Source organism: Nitratireductor sp. J20-h4 (assembly GCF_056780505.1).
The window spans coordinates 2,538,340-2,552,640 of the sequence record NZ_CM165557.1 but is presented as its reverse complement, the minus strand read 5'-3'; the positions used below and the strand labels follow the sequence as shown (position 1 = coordinate 2,552,640).

At 66.4% G+C, this 14,301-nt stretch carries 15 protein-coding genes; 9 read left to right on the top strand and 6 right to left on the bottom strand.

Annotated features, from left to right (window positions below; all coding sequences use genetic code 11):
- The first annotated feature begins 85 nt into the window (after window positions 1-85).
- From ACT2B0_RS12410 to ACT2B0_RS12375, 8 genes are all read left to right on the top strand, one after another.
- The gene (locus tag ACT2B0_RS12410; RefSeq protein WP_473465271.1) at window positions 86-466 is read left to right on the top strand and encodes an ArsR/SmtB family transcription factor; all 381 of its coding nucleotides are present in this window, start codon (window positions 86-88) and stop codon (window positions 464-466) included.
- Window positions 463-972, top strand: a complete 510-nt coding sequence (locus ACT2B0_RS12405; protein ID WP_473465268.1) for an arsenate reductase ArsC — start codon at window positions 463-465, stop codon at window positions 970-972. The genes ACT2B0_RS12410 and ACT2B0_RS12405 overlap by 4 nt, the downstream gene beginning before the upstream one ends.
- Before the next feature lie 29 nt (window positions 973-1,001).
- A complete protein-coding gene (gene arsB, locus ACT2B0_RS12400) occupies window positions 1,002-2,093 on the top strand; it encodes an ACR3 family arsenite efflux transporter (RefSeq protein ID WP_473465265.1) in 1,092 nt (363 codons plus the stop codon).
- 15 nt (window positions 2,094-2,108) lie between these two features.
- Window positions 2,109-2,495 carry an arsenate reductase (glutaredoxin) gene (gene arsC, locus ACT2B0_RS12395; protein ID WP_473465263.1) on the top strand — a complete coding sequence of 129 codons (387 nt, stop codon included), beginning with the start codon at window positions 2,109-2,111 and terminating at the stop codon, window positions 2,493-2,495.
- 111 nt (window positions 2,496-2,606) lie between these two features.
- Entirely contained in the window at window positions 2,607-2,969 is a 363-nt protein-coding gene (locus ACT2B0_RS12390) for an ArsR/SmtB family transcription factor (RefSeq protein WP_473465259.1), read from the top strand.
- Window positions 2,970-3,183: 214 nt separating this feature from the next.
- Window positions 3,184-4,443: an MFS transporter gene (locus ACT2B0_RS12385; RefSeq protein WP_473465256.1), complete on the top strand. Its 1,260-nt coding sequence runs from the start codon at window positions 3,184-3,186 to the stop codon at window positions 4,441-4,443.
- 249 nt (window positions 4,444-4,692) lie between these two features.
- Complete coding sequence (locus ACT2B0_RS12380; RefSeq protein WP_473465253.1) at window positions 4,693-5,097, top strand: DUF3307 domain-containing protein; 405 nt, start codon at window positions 4,693-4,695, stop codon at window positions 5,095-5,097.
- A gap of 78 nt (window positions 5,098-5,175) precedes the next feature.
- Window positions 5,176-5,655, top strand: coding sequence for a TspO/MBR family protein (locus ACT2B0_RS12375; protein WP_473465251.1), 480 nt, complete (start codon window positions 5,176-5,178; stop codon window positions 5,653-5,655).
- A gap of 136 nt (window positions 5,656-5,791) precedes the next feature.
- Here the strand turns inward: ACT2B0_RS12375 and ACT2B0_RS12370 are convergent, their stop codons facing one another.
- The 6 genes from ACT2B0_RS12370 to ACT2B0_RS12345 all read right to left on the bottom strand — a co-directional run bounded on the left by ACT2B0_RS12370 (window position 5,792) and on the right by ACT2B0_RS12345 (window position 13,754).
- Window positions 5,792-7,411: a TRAP transporter large permease gene (locus ACT2B0_RS12370; RefSeq protein WP_473465248.1), complete on the bottom strand. Its 1,620-nt coding sequence runs from the start codon at window positions 7,409-7,411 to the stop codon at window positions 5,792-5,794.
- Between the two features lie 5 nt (window positions 7,412-7,416).
- Window positions 7,417-8,112: a TRAP transporter small permease gene (locus ACT2B0_RS12365; protein WP_473465245.1), complete on the bottom strand. Its 696-nt coding sequence runs from the start codon at window positions 8,110-8,112 to the stop codon at window positions 7,417-7,419.
- 94 nt (window positions 8,113-8,206) lie between these two features.
- Entirely contained in the window at window positions 8,207-9,208 is a 1,002-nt protein-coding gene (locus ACT2B0_RS12360) for a DctP family TRAP transporter solute-binding subunit (RefSeq protein WP_473465242.1), read from the bottom strand.
- A 290-nt stretch (window positions 9,209-9,498) separates the two neighbouring features.
- Window positions 9,499-10,839 carry a sigma-54-dependent transcriptional regulator gene (locus ACT2B0_RS12355; RefSeq protein WP_473465239.1) on the bottom strand — a complete coding sequence of 447 codons (1,341 nt, stop codon included), beginning with the start codon at window positions 10,837-10,839 and terminating at the stop codon, window positions 9,499-9,501.
- Window positions 10,836-12,659: a sensor histidine kinase gene (locus ACT2B0_RS12350; RefSeq protein ID WP_473465236.1), complete on the bottom strand. Its 1,824-nt coding sequence runs from the start codon at window positions 12,657-12,659 to the stop codon at window positions 10,836-10,838. Before ACT2B0_RS12350 ends, ACT2B0_RS12355 begins: the two co-directional genes overlap by 4 nt.
- A gap of 201 nt (window positions 12,660-12,860) precedes the next feature.
- Window positions 12,861-13,754 (bottom strand): LysR substrate-binding domain-containing protein, encoded by an 894-nt coding sequence (locus tag ACT2B0_RS12345; protein ID WP_473465233.1) that lies wholly within the window; start codon window positions 13,752-13,754, stop codon window positions 12,861-12,863.
- 115 nt (window positions 13,755-13,869) lie between these two features.
- Here ACT2B0_RS12345 and ACT2B0_RS12340 point away from each other — a divergent pair, with 115 nt between their 5' ends.
- Window positions 13,870-14,085 carry a hypothetical protein gene (locus tag ACT2B0_RS12340; RefSeq protein ID WP_473465230.1) on the top strand — a complete coding sequence of 72 codons (216 nt, stop codon included), beginning with the start codon at window positions 13,870-13,872 and terminating at the stop codon, window positions 14,083-14,085.
- The last annotated feature ends 216 nt before the right edge of the window (window positions 14,086-14,301 follow it).

Sequence of the window (14,301 nt, the reverse complement as noted above, 5' to 3'; positions counted from 1 at the left end):
CGCGTCCACCCCTGATTTTTTACTTGCGCGCCGCGGTCGCGCGGGTTAGAGGACCGCAAGTCGAAATATCCGGATTTCTGGAAATATGGATAAGATAGCCGCTCTGGACGCGCTGGCCGCGCTTGGCCAGGAGACCCGGCTGGACGTGTTTCGCCTTCTGGTGCGCGCCGGGCCCGACGGGCTTGCGGCCGGCGAGATCGCGGCGCGCCTGTCGACGGTGCAAAACACCATGTCGGCGCATTTGAAGGTGCTCGACCGGGCCGGGCTGATCGCGGCGCGGCGCGAGGGCCGCAGCGTGTGCTACGCCGCCGACATGACCGGGTTTCGCGACCTGCTCGCCTTCCTGATGGAGGATTGCTGCAACGGCGCGCCGGAACTGTGCCGGCCGGCGATCGCGGCGGCGACCTGCTTGCGGCGGGACGAACACGAAGCAACCGAGCACGATACGTGGACAGGAGTGTCATGAGCGAACGGGTCTACAACGTCCTTTTTCTGTGCACGGGCAATTCCGCCCGTTCGATCCTTGCCGAGGCGATCCTCAATCGCGTCGGAAACGGGCGCTTCAGGGCGTTTTCGGCCGGCTCGCAGCCAAAAGGCGCGGTCCATCCCGCCACGCTGCGGCTGCTTGCGGCGATGAACCACGACACCGGTTTCGCGCGCTCCAAGAGCTGGGAGGAGTTTTCCGGGCCCGACGCGCCGGTGCTGGATTTCGTCTTCACGGTCTGCGACAGCGCGGCGGCGGAAAGCTGTCCGATCTGGCCCGGCCAGCCGATGTCGGCGCATTGGGGCGTGCCCGACCCGGCCGCGGCCGAGGGCACGGAGGCGGAGAAAAACCTCGCCTTCGCCGATGCCTACCGCATGCTGTCGAACCGCATCGTCGTCTTCACCAGCCTGCCGCTCGCCTCGATCGACCAGCTGACGCTGCAAACGCGGCTCGACGCCATCGGTGGCGATGTCGCCGAGGCCGGATGATCCCTGACCGAACGCCGCAGGACAATCTCATGACAGACCAGGTTTTCAACCGCGCCGCGCCGTCTGCCGGCGGTATCGGCTTTTTCGAGAAATATCTGTCGGTGTGGGTGGCGCTGTGCATCGTGGCCGGCATCGCGCTCGGCAATCTGGTGCCCGGTCTGTTCGGCCTGCTCGCCGGTCTCGAATACGCCTCCGTCAACCTCGTCGTCGCCGTGCTGATCTGGGCGATGGTGTTTCCGATGATGGTCAATGTCGATTTTTCCAGCCTCGGCCAGATCGGCGACCGGCCGAAGGGCTTGGTGCTGACGCTGGCGGTCAACTGGCTGGTCAAGCCCTTCACCATGGCCGCGCTCGGCGTGTTGTTCTTCGAGCATGTGTTCGCGCCCTGGATCGAACCGGCCGATGCGCAGCAATATATTGCCGGGCTGATCCTCCTGGGGGCTGCGCCATGCACGGCGATGGTGTTCGTGTGGAGCCAGCTCACGCGCGGCGACGCCACCTATACGCTGGTGCAGGTGTCGCTCAACGACGTGGTGATGATCTTCGCCTTCGCGCCGATCGTCGCGCTGCTGCTCGGCGTCACCGACATCGCCGTGCCGTGGGAGACGCTGCTTCTGGCGACCGGCCTCTATGTGGTGATCCCGCTTGTCGCCGGCGCGCTGACGCGCCATTGGCTCACCCGGCGCGCCGACGGCAGCGCCGCGCAGGAGGCCGTTTCGGGTTTCACCGCGTCGCTGAAACCGGTCTCGGTGATCGGCCTTCTGATCACCGTGGTGCTGTTGTTCGGTTTCCAGGGCCATGTGATCGTTGGTCGGCCGATACTGATCGTGCTGATCGCCGTGCCGCTGCTGATCCAGTCCTACGGTATTTTCTTTCTCGCCTATGCGGCGGCGAAGGCGTGGAAAATACCGTTCAATGTCGCGGCGCCCTGCGCGCTGATCGGCACGTCCAATTTCTTCGAGCTGGCCGTGGCCGTCGCCATCAGCCTGTTCGGCTTGAATTCGGGCGCGGCGCTTGCCACGGTGGTCGGCGTCTTGGTCGAGGTTCCGGTGATGCTGTCGCTGGTCGCCTTCGCCAACCGCACCCGGCACTGGTTTCCGCCCGAGCCCGATAGCAAATAGAACAACGAGACACGCATGACGACCACCATCTATCACAACCCGGCCTGCGGCACGTCGCGCAAGACGCTTGCCGCGATCCGCGACGCGGGCGTCGAGCCGGTCGTGATCGAATATCTCAAGACACCGCCGACGCGCGAGAAACTGGTCGCGCTGATTGAGGCGATGGGCGTGACGCCGCGCGATGTGTTGCGCGACAAGGCCGCGCCCTATCACGAACTCGGCCTGGGCGAGGGCGCCTGGAGCGACGATGCGCTGATCGAGGCCATGATCGCGCATCCGGTCCTGATCAACCGGCCGATCGTGGAAAGCCCCAGGGGCACCGCGCTCTGCCGCCCGTTCGAACGCGTGTTCGCACTACTGTCGAATGTGCAGATCGCCTCCTTCGTCAAGGAGGATGGCTAGGTGGTAATCGGTAGCGGCGGTAAGAGCGCCGCCTGATCGCAGCCCGCCCCATAATTCGACGATACTCGAAATAAGCTTGACCCGCGGCGGCGCGGTCGCCATGCTATTTCCATGAAAATCGAACAAGCCGCGCGGCAACTCGAGGCGCTGGGCAATACCACCCGGCTCGAACTCTATCGTGTGCTGGTGCGCGCCGGCACGGCGGGCCTAGCGGTCGGCCATGTTCAGGAAAAACTCGCCATCCCGGCCTCGACCCTGTCGCACCATCTCAGGCGGCTGGTGGACACCGAACTGGTGGAACGGGAGCGGCAGGCGACGACCCTGATCTGTCGCGCCAGTTATCCGCATATGCAGGCTCTGATCGGCTATCTCGCGGACGAGTGTTGTGCCGACGCCAACTGCCGGCCGGTGAGCGATGCCACTGCGTTGCCGGCTGCAGATGGCGCATCGCAAGGAAGGATCAAAGGATGTTGAGACCCAAACCGACGGCGTCGCGCGGCGAGCATACGACCGGGGTCGAAGGGCAATCCGGCTGCTGCGGCGGGCCGGCGCCAGCGGAGGTGGAGGCCTGCTGTGCCAAGGACGCCGAGGCCAAAGCGCAGGGGAGCGACGGGTGCGGCTGCAGCGAAGGCGCGGCGCGACCGGACGAAAAGGCAACCCAAAACACAACCTGTTGCGGCACGGCGGCGTGAACGCTGTTCCCGGGCGCGGCTATGCGCCCTCTGCTCCGACCTTGCTCGCGATGATCACCGCGCTCGGTATTGCGCAGATATGCTCCTGGGGGTCGCTTTATTATTCCTTTCCGTTGATCGCGGAGGCGATGCGGCGGGACCTGGGATGGGCCAAGCCGGATCTTTATCTTGCCGTCACGATCGGCCTGATCGCGGCCAGTCTCGCCGCTTACCCGGTCGGTGCGGCGATCGATCGCGGGCGCGGGCGCGTCGTGATGGCGACGGCCGCGCTGGCGGCCGGCCTTTTGCTGATTATGTGGTCGCGCGTCCAAAGCCTGTACGGCTTCTACCTGATCTTCGCCGCGATCGGCGGCCTGCATGCGGCCACTCTTTACGAACCCGCCTTCGCGGTGATCGCCCGGCGCGCCGGGGCGAGCGGCGCGCGGCGCGGCATCACCGCGCTGACCCTGTGGGGCGGGTTCGCAAGCACCGTCTTCGTGCCTCTGATCCAGTTCCTGCTCGATCAGGTGGGCTGGCGCGGTGCGCTGATCGGCCTCGGCCTGGTCAATATCTTGATATGCGCGCCACTTTATGTCTTCGCCATCGATCCGGCCAGGGATCAGGCCGTTGCCGTTGCCGTTGCCGTTGCCGGCGCCGCCGACCGTCCGACCGTTACGGGACGCCGCGCCGTGGTCGTGGCCGCCGGCAGACCGGTGTTTTGGGCGCTGGTCCTGGCGCTGGTCGCCTACGCGGCGGCGTTTTCGATATTGACCTTCCATCTCTACCCGATCCTGCTCGAAAAAGGGCTCGCGCCGGCCGCCGTCGTCGGCGTGATCGCGGTGATCGGGCCGGCCCAGGTAGCGGGGCGGGTGTTGGTGTGGTTTTTCATGGCCGAGGCGCCCGTGCGCCGGATCGGGTCGGTCGCGGTGCTGGCGTTCCCGTTCGCGGCCGCCGGCTTCGCTTTCGCGCCGGCCGAATTCTGGCTGCTGGCGCCGGTCGCGCTCTTCTACGGGGCAGCCAATGGCGTGTTGACGATCGTACGCGGGCTGGCGGTTCCCGAGATGGTCGACCGCAACGCTTACGGCGCGATCAACGGCGCGCTGACGGCTCCCATGCATCTCGTGCAGGCGCTGGCGCCGCTGGCCGCGGCAGCGCTGTGGGCGCGCAACGGCGATTATGATCGCGTCATGCTGGCGGTGATCGCCGGCACGTTGGTTCTGGCGGCAAGCTTCTGGGCGGCGGCGTTGTTTTCGCGCAGGCGCCGGATGTCGTCGTGATCCGGGGCCCGCTTGAGCGCCGCCGCGCGCGGCCTGCGACATTGACGCACCGACGCCTTCGCGCGCTGCCTCTTGGCAAGGTCGGCTTTGATAGCGAGACTGGGGTCGCAAACCAGCGCCGGCGGAGGCGGTTTGACGCAGGACCGGCGCTGTTTCCTTGCGCCGCCGTCATGTTCTAGTGTGGTGCAAGCGCATGATCGATACCGGCACCCGGCGGGTTGTCCGGTCGTGCTTGTGGGGAGGCTGTATTTGGCCGACGAATTGATGCTGGCGTTCGGCGTGCTTGCGTGCCTGCAGGCCAAGCATTTCATCGCCGATTATCTGCTGCAGCCGCGCTGGGTCATCCGCGCCAAGGGACATTTCGACCAGCCGGGCGGTTATTGCCACGCCGGCGTGCACGCGCTCGGCTCGGTGCCGGCGCTGGTTCTGGCCGGGCTTGGTCTGCCGCTGCTGGCGGCCTTCATGGCGGCGGAATTCGCCGTGCATTTCCTGATCGACCACGCCAAGGCGCGCCACGGCATGAAAAGCTGCAAGGGCCCCGATACGGCCGCCTTCTGGGCCATGCACGGCTTCGACCAGTTCCTGCACCACATGACCTATCTGGCGATGACGGCGGCGGCGCTGTGGCTGGCGGCCGGCTCGGTGATCGGTTAGGCGGCGACCGGCGTCCGCCCGCAGTCACGCCCATCGGGAAATCCAAACGGGCGCCGGTTGCGTAGGCGGGGCATGTCCATGACGTCGAATATCAACTATCGCAGCCCGCGGTCGCTGGCGGTTCTGGCCGTGTTCCTGGTCGTCGTCATTGGCGCCGGCGCCCTGATCGGGTATGGCACGGCGCCGGGCGCGTGGTATGCGGGCCTGCAAAAACCGTCGTTCAACCCGCCGAACTGGATCTTCGGGCCTGTCTGGTTCACGCTCTACGTGCTGATCGCCATTGCCGGCTGGCGGACCTTCCTCGCCGGGCGCGGCGGCACGGCGATGATGCTGTGGTACGGACAGATGGCGCTGAACTGGCTGTGGTCGCCGGTCTTCTTTACACTGCATCTCGTGTGGCCGGCATTTGCCGTGATCGTCGCCGTTTTCGTCCTCGTCGTCGGCTTCGTGATCAACCGCTGGCGCGCCGACCGCCTGTCGGCGATGGCCTTCGTGCCCTACGCGGCCTGGGTCGGTTTCGCCGCCCTTCTCAACCTGTCGATCGCGATCCTCAACTAGAGCGTTTCCAGGCGAAGTGGACGCCGGTTCCCCGTTCGGAAACGCGTCAAAGCAATAGGTTGGAGCCGGTCTGCGATTCCGCGGAAAGCAGGACGGTTCTAGCCGGCCGTCAGAACACCGGCGCGCCGCCGCCGGCTCAGCGCGTCACGATCTCCGGGCCCATCAGGCTGTAGGGCAGCCAGGTCGACAAGACCGGCACATAGGTGACCAGGATCAGGAAGGCGAACAGCACCGCCACGAAGGGGGCGGCGGCGCGCACCACCTGGATCAGGCTCATGCCGGTGATGCCGGAGGTGACGAACAGGTTGAGGCCGATCGGCGGGGTGATCATGCCGATCTCCATGTTGACCACCATGATGATGCCGAGATGCACCGGGTCGACACCGAGTTCCATGGCGATCGGAAACACCACCGGCGCGACGATCAGGAGCAGGCCGGAAGGTTCCATGAACTGGCCGCCGAGCAACAGCAAAAGGTTGACCGCGATCAGGAAGGTGAACCAGTTGAAACCGTAGCCGATCATCAGGTCGGTGATGGCGTCGGGAATGCGCTCCGAGGTCAGGACATGCGCGAAAAGCAGCGCGTTGACGATGATGAACATCAGCATGATCGTCGTCTTCGACGCGTCGGTCATGACCTTGCGCGTGTCCTCGTTGAAGAACATGCGCAAGAAGTTGCGACCCATCAGCGCGACATTGCGGCCCCAGATCGGCAGGCCGGCGACGATGTAGCCGGGAATGTTGAAGGGATTGGATTCGCGGTCGCGCCACACCGCGTAGGCGACCATGATGGCGAGCGACAGGACCAGGCCGACGAGCGCGCGGCCGCCTGCCGTCACGCCTTCCCATTCGGCGGTGACGAAAAACGACAGGATCATGAACACGAAGAAGAAGGCGAGCGCGTAGACGAGGGCGGAAAAGCCGACGCGGGCGCGCTTGTTGTCGGTGTCCTGGATCCAGCGCACGCCCTTGAGCGGGCCCATGTCGCGATAGACGAACAGCGCGACGAAGAAGGCGTAGACGGCGGCGACCGCGGCGGCCTCGGTGGGGGTGAAGACGCCGCCATAGATGCCGCCCAGAATGATGATGATCAGGAACAGGCCCCAGCCGGCCTCCTTGCCGCCGGCGAGAATTTCCCCGAACCCCTTCCACTCCTCGGCCGGCAGGTTGCGGATGCGCGCCAGCACGTAGATCGCCGCCATCAGCATCAGCCCGGCGACGAGGCCGGGCACGACGCCGGCCAGAAACATGCGCCCGACCGACACGTCGGTGGCGGCGGAATAGACCACCATGACGATCGACGGCGGGATCAGGATGCCGAGCGTGCCGGCATTGGCGATGATGCCGGCGGCGAAGTCCTTGCTGTAGCCGACCTGGCGCATGCCGGCGATGGCGATCGTGCCGATGGCGACCACCGTTGCCGGCGAGGAGCCGGACAGCGCGGCAAACAGCATGCAGGCCATGACGCTCGCCATCGCCAGGCCGCCGCGGAAATGGCCGACCGTGGCGATCGCGAAGCGGATGATGCGCCTGGCCACGCCGCCGGTCGACATGAAGGCGGAGGCGAGGATGAAGAAGGGGATGGCGAGCAGGGTGTAGTTCTGCGAGGCGGTGAAAAGCTGCAGCGCCACCGAGGACATCGAGTCGGCGGAGAAGAAGGCGATGATGATGATCGACGACAGGCCGAGCGACACGGCGACCGGCACGCCGAGAAACAACAGACCCAGGACGAGAACGAACAGAATGGCGGCTTCCATGGTGCTCAGTCCTTCAGGATGTCTTTGTGTTCGGAGACGAGCTCCTCGGCCTCGTGGCCGGCGATCACCAGTTCGCGCTCGCCGCGCAGGATGGCGATCATGGCCTCCAGAGACCGAAAGGCGAGCAGCGAAAGGCCGACCGGCAGCATCAGATAGGCGATCCAGCGCTGCACCCGCTCCTGGGTGCCGAACAGCGACTGGATCAGCTCCGGCCAGCGCAGATCGTCGAGGCCGGTGCCGCGGTCGAACATGAATTTCCAGTAACCGATGGCGCCGGTCTGGCGCCAGTTGGTGCTGACGTCGACCCCGAACCAGGCGAGCCAGCCGGCATGCAAGAGCATGAAGGCGTAGAGGAAGGCGCAGAACGCGCCGAACACGGCCACGACGCGGAAGGCGGGTTTGGGCAGGAAGCGGATGAAGGCGTCGACGCCCAGATGCATGTGCTGCTTGATGCCGTAGCTCATGCCGAACAGGATCAGCCAGGCAAACAGGATGCGGGTCAGTTCCAGCGCGCCGCTCCAGCCGGTGTTGAAACCGTAGCGCGCGACGACCTGGAAAAACGACACCAGGGTGATGGTCGCCATCAGCGCGGCGATGAAGTTTTCTTCAAGCCGGGTGATCGCCTCTGGCCAGCGTCGCTCGGCCGCGAAAAGGATCACAACGAGCGCGATCAGGCCAAGGATCGGCCACAACAATGCCATTGGATGGTTCCCCCGGTTCTGGACCTGCCGCGCTCTGACGGCCGGCAGGAAGGCCACGGCCGGGTCGCCCCGGCCGTGGCCGTGTCTCTTACGATCAGGAGCCGGCGCCCGCGGCGGCGTCGATCAGGTCCTTGCCGATGTCGCCCTCGAACTTGTCCCAGACCGGCTTCATGGTCTTGACCCATTCGGCCCGCTGTTCGGGCGTCAGGGTGCGGATTTCGCCCTTGGCGTCGAGAATACCCTGGCGGCAGTCTGCTTCCTTCTTGCCGACCTCGTCATTGGCGGCGGCGGTGACCTCCTCGGTGATCGTCAGGAACTGGTCGCGAATCTCGGCGTCGAGACCGTTCAGCCACTCCGTCGAGGTGACCAGAAGATAGGCCAGCGCCTGGTGGTTGGTCTCCGAGATACCGTCCTGAACCTCGAAGAATTTCTGCTTGTAGATGTTGCACCAGGAGTTCTCCTGGCCGTCGACAACGCCGGTCTGCAGCGCGCCGTAGACCTCCTTGAAGGCCAGCTTCTGGGCCGAGGCGCCCATCGCCTCGATCATCGCCACGGCGACGTCGGAGGTCTGGACGCGGAATTTCAGCCCGTTGGCGTCGCTGGGCACCAGCAGCGGCTTCTTGGCGGAGAAATATTTCATGCCCGACATCCAGTAGCCGAGCCCGGTATAACCCTGGTCCTCCATCACCTTGAGAAGGTTCTTGCCGGCCTCGCTGCCGGTGAAAGCGCCGACGGCTTTCAGGTCGGCGAAGATGAAGGGCAGGTCGAACAGCCGGTATTTCAGCGTGTAGGCCTCGAACTTGGACAGCGACGGGGCGGCGAGCTGGACGTCGCCGAGAAGCAGCGCCTCCATCACCTTGTCGTCGTCGAACAGGGTCGAATTGGCGAACACCTCCATGCACGCCTTGCCGTCCATCTCCTTGTTGACGCGTTCGGCAAGCAGCGTGGCGGCGTCACCCTTGGGATGGCCGGTCGCGGCCACGACATGGCTGAACTTGATGACCATCTCGCCATCGTCGCAGCCCTCGGACGCAACGGCCTGTCCGGCAAACAGCGCCATGGCGAGCGCCGATACGGCGCCAAGAAGTTTTTTCATGATCGTCCTCCACTTGGTGGGCCCGGGGCCCGGTTTTGCATTCAAATCCACGGCATCTGCCGGGCGAGCCCTCCGCTCGGGAACGCGGCAGCGGTCTGCGCCGTGGCAGCGGATGCGCCGCTTGCCAGAATGTATGCAAGAGCGGTGCCAGTTGTGGCGCTCCAGCGCGCATTTTTGCAAAGTCTTTTCAAATCAAGAGGCTAAAGGATTTTGCGCAGGCAATGAGTCAGCCCTCGGAGCGCGGCGATGTTACGTTGGCCACACACCGCGCCGGCCGGATGGGTGGATATCTACCCATTTTCCTGTCCGCCGAGCCCGAGCTTCTTCATCTTGTCGTAGAGGCCCTTGCGCGAAATCCCGAGCGCCTCGTAGGTTTCTTTCTGGCGCCCGCCATGGCGCTTCAATTCGGCCTCGATGACCGAGCGTTCGAAGGCGGCCACCCTGTCTTGAAGCGTGTTGGCGTTCTCCGTCGCGGCAGGGGCGTCGGGCGAAAAGCCGCGCCACAGCCCGAGCACCCAGCGGTCTGCGACATTGCGCAGCTCGCGCACATTGCCCGGCCAGTCATGGGCGGTGAGCTCGGCTTCAAGCGCCGGAGTCATTTCGGGCATGTCGCGGCGGTAGCGGGCGCGCGCCTCGCGCGCCAGATGGGTGAACAGCAGCGGAATGTCGTCGCCGCGGTCGCGCAAGGGCGGGATCTTCAGCGTCGCCACGTTGAGCCGGTAGAACAGGTCGGCGCGAAAGCGACGCGCCTCGCTCTCGGCCTTGAGGTCGGCCTTGCTGGCGGCGACGAAGCGCACGTCGAGGGGGATCGAGCGGTTGGACCCGAGGCGTTCGACGGTGCGGTGCTCGATGGCGCGCAGCAGCTTGACCTGAAGGTCGAGCGGCATCGATTCGATCTCGTCGAGGAAGACGGTGCCGCCGTCGGCGTGTTCCAGCTTGCCGACGCGCAGTTTCTGCGCGCCGGTGAAGGCGCCGGCCTCATGGCCGAAAAGCTCGCTTTCGAAAATATCCTTCGGCAGCGCGCCGCAATTGATGGCGACGAAATTGCCCCGCGAGCGGTCGCCGAAATCGTGCAGGGCGCGCGCCACGACTTCCTTGCCGGAGCCGGTCTCGCCCAGGATCAGCACGTCGGCGTCGGTGCCGGCCAGCGCGGCGATCTCCTCGCGCAGCCGCCGCATGGCCGGGTTGCGGCCGACCAGGCGCGATTCCAGGTTGCCGGAGGCGTCGAGCGTTTCGCGCAGCACCCGGTTTTCCAGCACCAGCCGGCGCTTTTCGATCGCCCGGCGCACCACAGATGTCAGGCGGTGGACGGGGAAGGGTTTTTCGATGAAGTCGTAGGCGCCGTCGCGCATCGCCTGCACGGCGAGCGCAACCTCGCCGTGGCCGGTTATCAGCACGACCGGCAGCGCCGGGTCGATCTCCAGGCAGCGGCGCATGAGATCCATGCCCCCCATGCCGGCCATGCGGATGTCGGTGACGACGCAGCCATAGAGCTCGCGGGTGATGTCGGGCAGCGCGTCCTCGGCGCTGCGATAGGCGGTGACGGCGAGGTCCTCGATCTCGAAACCCTGCACCAGCGCCGGGCGCAGATCGTCGTCGTCGTCGACAAGCAGGACGCGGGCGTTGCTCATGAGGCCCTGGCGAGCGCATGCGGGGTGGATGCGGCGGCCGTCAGCTGCACGGTGAAGCGGGCGCCGCCGCCCGGCGCGCCGGAGACGTGCACGGTGCCGCCGAATTCGCGCACGATATTGTAGACGATGGACAGGCCGATGCCGACGCCCTCGCCAACCCCCTTGGTGGAGAAGAACGGTTCGAACACCTGCTCGCGCAGCGCGTCGGGAATGCCGGGGCCGTTGTCGTCCACCGTCAGCGCGACGCGGTCGCCGAGGCGGCGCGCGCCGATCGTGACCAGAGGCGTGTCGGACCGCCCCTGCGAGCCGATGCCGCACAGCGCGTCGAGCGCGTTGTTGAGCAGGTTGACCACCACCTGGGTGAGGCGCAGCTTGCCGCCGCGCACCACCAGGTCGGGCACGATCGCCTCGCGCCGGATCTCGATGCCGGCGTTGCGCGCCCTCGGTCCGACAAGCATCAGCGCCTCCTCCAGCACCGGGGCAAGCGCGACATCGCCGATTTCGGTGCCCGGCTTGCGGGCGAACGACAACAGCGTGCGCGACAGTTCCGACATGCGGTCGACGAGACCGGAAATGCGGCCAAGCGCTTCGCGGGCGGACTCGGCGCGGTTGCGCTGCAGGAACGCCGTCGCATTGTCGGCATAGGTGCGGATGGCGGCCAGCGGCTGGTTGTATTCGTGGCTGAGCGTGGCCGACATCTGACCGAGCGCGGCCAGCTTGGCGGCCTGGACGAGTTCGTTCTGGGCCTTGCGCAATTGCGCCTCGGCCTCGGTGCGTTCCCTGACCTCGTGGGCAAGGGCCGCGTTGGCCTGGGTCAGGTCGGCGGTGCGCTCCTGGACCAGATGTTCGAGCCGGTGCGCTTCGGCGTCCGCGCGGGCCTGGCGCAGCGCATAGGCCTCGCGGCGCTTGACGAGGAAGAAGGAAAGGCTGCCGGCAAGCAGGGCCGCCAGCACGACGACGAGGCTGGCCGTGCGCCCGGCGGCAACGACCGGCGCGCGGTCGGCCAGCACGTGCAGTTTCCAGCCCATCAACGGCAGGTCGCGCCGGGCGGGGATATAACCGAGCCCGGGTTTGCCGGCCTCCGCGACCGTGCCGGTGCTGCCGGGACCGCCGGTCAGAACGGCGTCGCCGTCCACGGGGCCGAAAAGACGGCGCTGATGCCATTGCGGCCGGTTGGAGATGAAGACCAGGCCGTCGGCGTCGGTGACGGCGATCGGGTTGGCCGAAAGCGACCAGGTCTGCTCGATCTGGTCGATGCGCACATAGACCGCGATCACCCCGATCAGCGCGGCGTCGCGGCGGACGGAGGCGGCGAACACGTAGGCGCGTTCATTGTCGTCCGAGCGGGTCTCGCGGCCGAGACGGCCCTGTCGCGCGGCGTCGAGCAGGGCGTTTTCGTTGAGGCGCGAATTGTCGAAGATGCCGCGCGCCGAGGCGAAGATGCGCCCGGTCGCATCGGCGAAGGCGACGTCCTTGGCGCCGGAATAGCCGGCGATCTCGAAGGCGACCCGGCGCGCCGCATCGCGCTCCTCGGGGGCTTGCAGCAGCGAAAACAGGGCGATGATGTCGTCGCGACGCGCCAGCAGCGGCGGCAACAGGCGGTATTTCTCCAGCACGCCCGACAGCGTTTCGGACTGCAGCGCCAGGGCCTCGCTGGCAGACGCCTCGACCGCGCGGCGCGCCTGGGCGCTGCCGAAGGCATAGGCGAGCCAGGCCAGGGCCGCGCCGCAGACCAGCGTGGCGGCCAGGACCACAAAGCCGATGCGCGCATAGCGCCTCCGGATCAGGCTTTCGCCGGCATGGATTTCGGCCGGACCCACATTCTCCTCCCGTGCGCCTTGTCCGCGACCGTGTCGTCATGGTGCGGCGGCGCACTTGTTTTGCCATGGTTTGGGCAAAATATCGGTGCGCGTCCAGCGTTTTTTGGCCGTGCGCATGCTGGCCTGCCACGACTGGCGCGAGCGCTGCGGCCACGCCATGACCTGGATCAAGCCGCGGCCGGCGCCGCGGGTCGGGCGCCTTCAGCGCGGCTGCCGGTCGAACAGCGGCAGGATCCAATCGCGAAAGGCACGCGTCTTGGGCGCGTTGCGCCGGGCCTGCGGATAGACCAGGAAATAGGCTTGGCCCTCCGTGCCGACAATGTCGAAGGGCTGGACCAGAAGGCCGGCCTCGATCTCCTGGCGGTAGAAGGCCGTGGTCAATAGGGCCACGCCCTGGCCGGCAATCGCGGCGCTCGCCTCCACGGCTTGCGACCCCAGGCTGGTGTGCGGCCGTCCGGCGAGCGTGTCGGGGGCAAGCCCGGCGCGCGCCAGCCAGTCGGGCCACCAGGGGTCGTTGGGCGACACGATCGGCAGCTTCAGCAGGTCGGCCGGCTCGCGCAGCCCGCCCGCCGAGGCGGCCAGCCCGGGCGACAGCATCGGCGAAAAATCGGTGCCGATCAGTTCGTGCTCGATCAGGCCCGGCCAGCCGCCCGAGCCCGAACGAACGGCGATGTCGGCCTCGTCGCGGGCGAAATCGATGACGTTCTGGTTGGTCTCGATGCGGACCGCGATGCCGGGATGGGCGATCTGGAACGAGCCGATATGGCGCGCGAGCCAGGCGGTGGCGAATGTCTGCAGCGTGTTGATGACCAGCGTGCCCTGCGCGCCGTGGCGGGCCTCCTGCCAGGCGGCGGCGATCCGCTCGAAGGCCTCGCCGATCGCCGGCGCCAGGCGGCTGCCGGTCTCGGTCAGCTCTATCCGGCGCGGGCGGCGGAGGAAAAGCGGCACGCCGACCCGCTCCTCCAGAACCTTGATCTGATAGCTGACCGCGGCCTGGGTCATGCCGAGCTCGCCGGCAGCGCGGGTGAAGCTGTTGTGCCGGGCGACGGCCTCGAAGGCGCGCAGCGCAGCCAGGGGCGGGAGCTGTGCAACCATGATGGATAAAATTTCCTTATGTGCTCCGGTTGCCGTTTGATTGGAAAACCTAGGCTTTTCCGGTCAGAGTCCCGATTAACGCATCAACAATCAAGCATAGGGAAGGCGGTGTGCCATGGCCAGCGCAGATTATCTCTCGCGATTTTTGGCGCCGCATTGTCGGTCCTGGATCGGGCGTGTCGCGGCTTTCCTCGTCCGGCCGCGTTCGCGTCGGCGTCGCCTCGATCCGCGCACGCTTCCCGATCATCTCCGGCGCGACATGGGCTTTGCCGACGGCAACGACCCGCGCGGACGGCGCGCGCAGCGCCCGGACTGGCCCGACATGATCTGAACGGCATGGTGGTCGGGAGGGCCCGCACTTCCGCGACATTTGCAATATAATGCAAATATAGTCGCTGCCCTGGGCCAAGTTTTTGATAAATGGGCCGAAACGAGGCTGATGTGGATGGAACGGTTTGCAATCCGCGCGGTCGCCTCCATCAGAATGCTTGCCTTCCGTGGTGTGTTTGTGCATGATATCGCACAAATCCGCCGCCTGATCATGGTC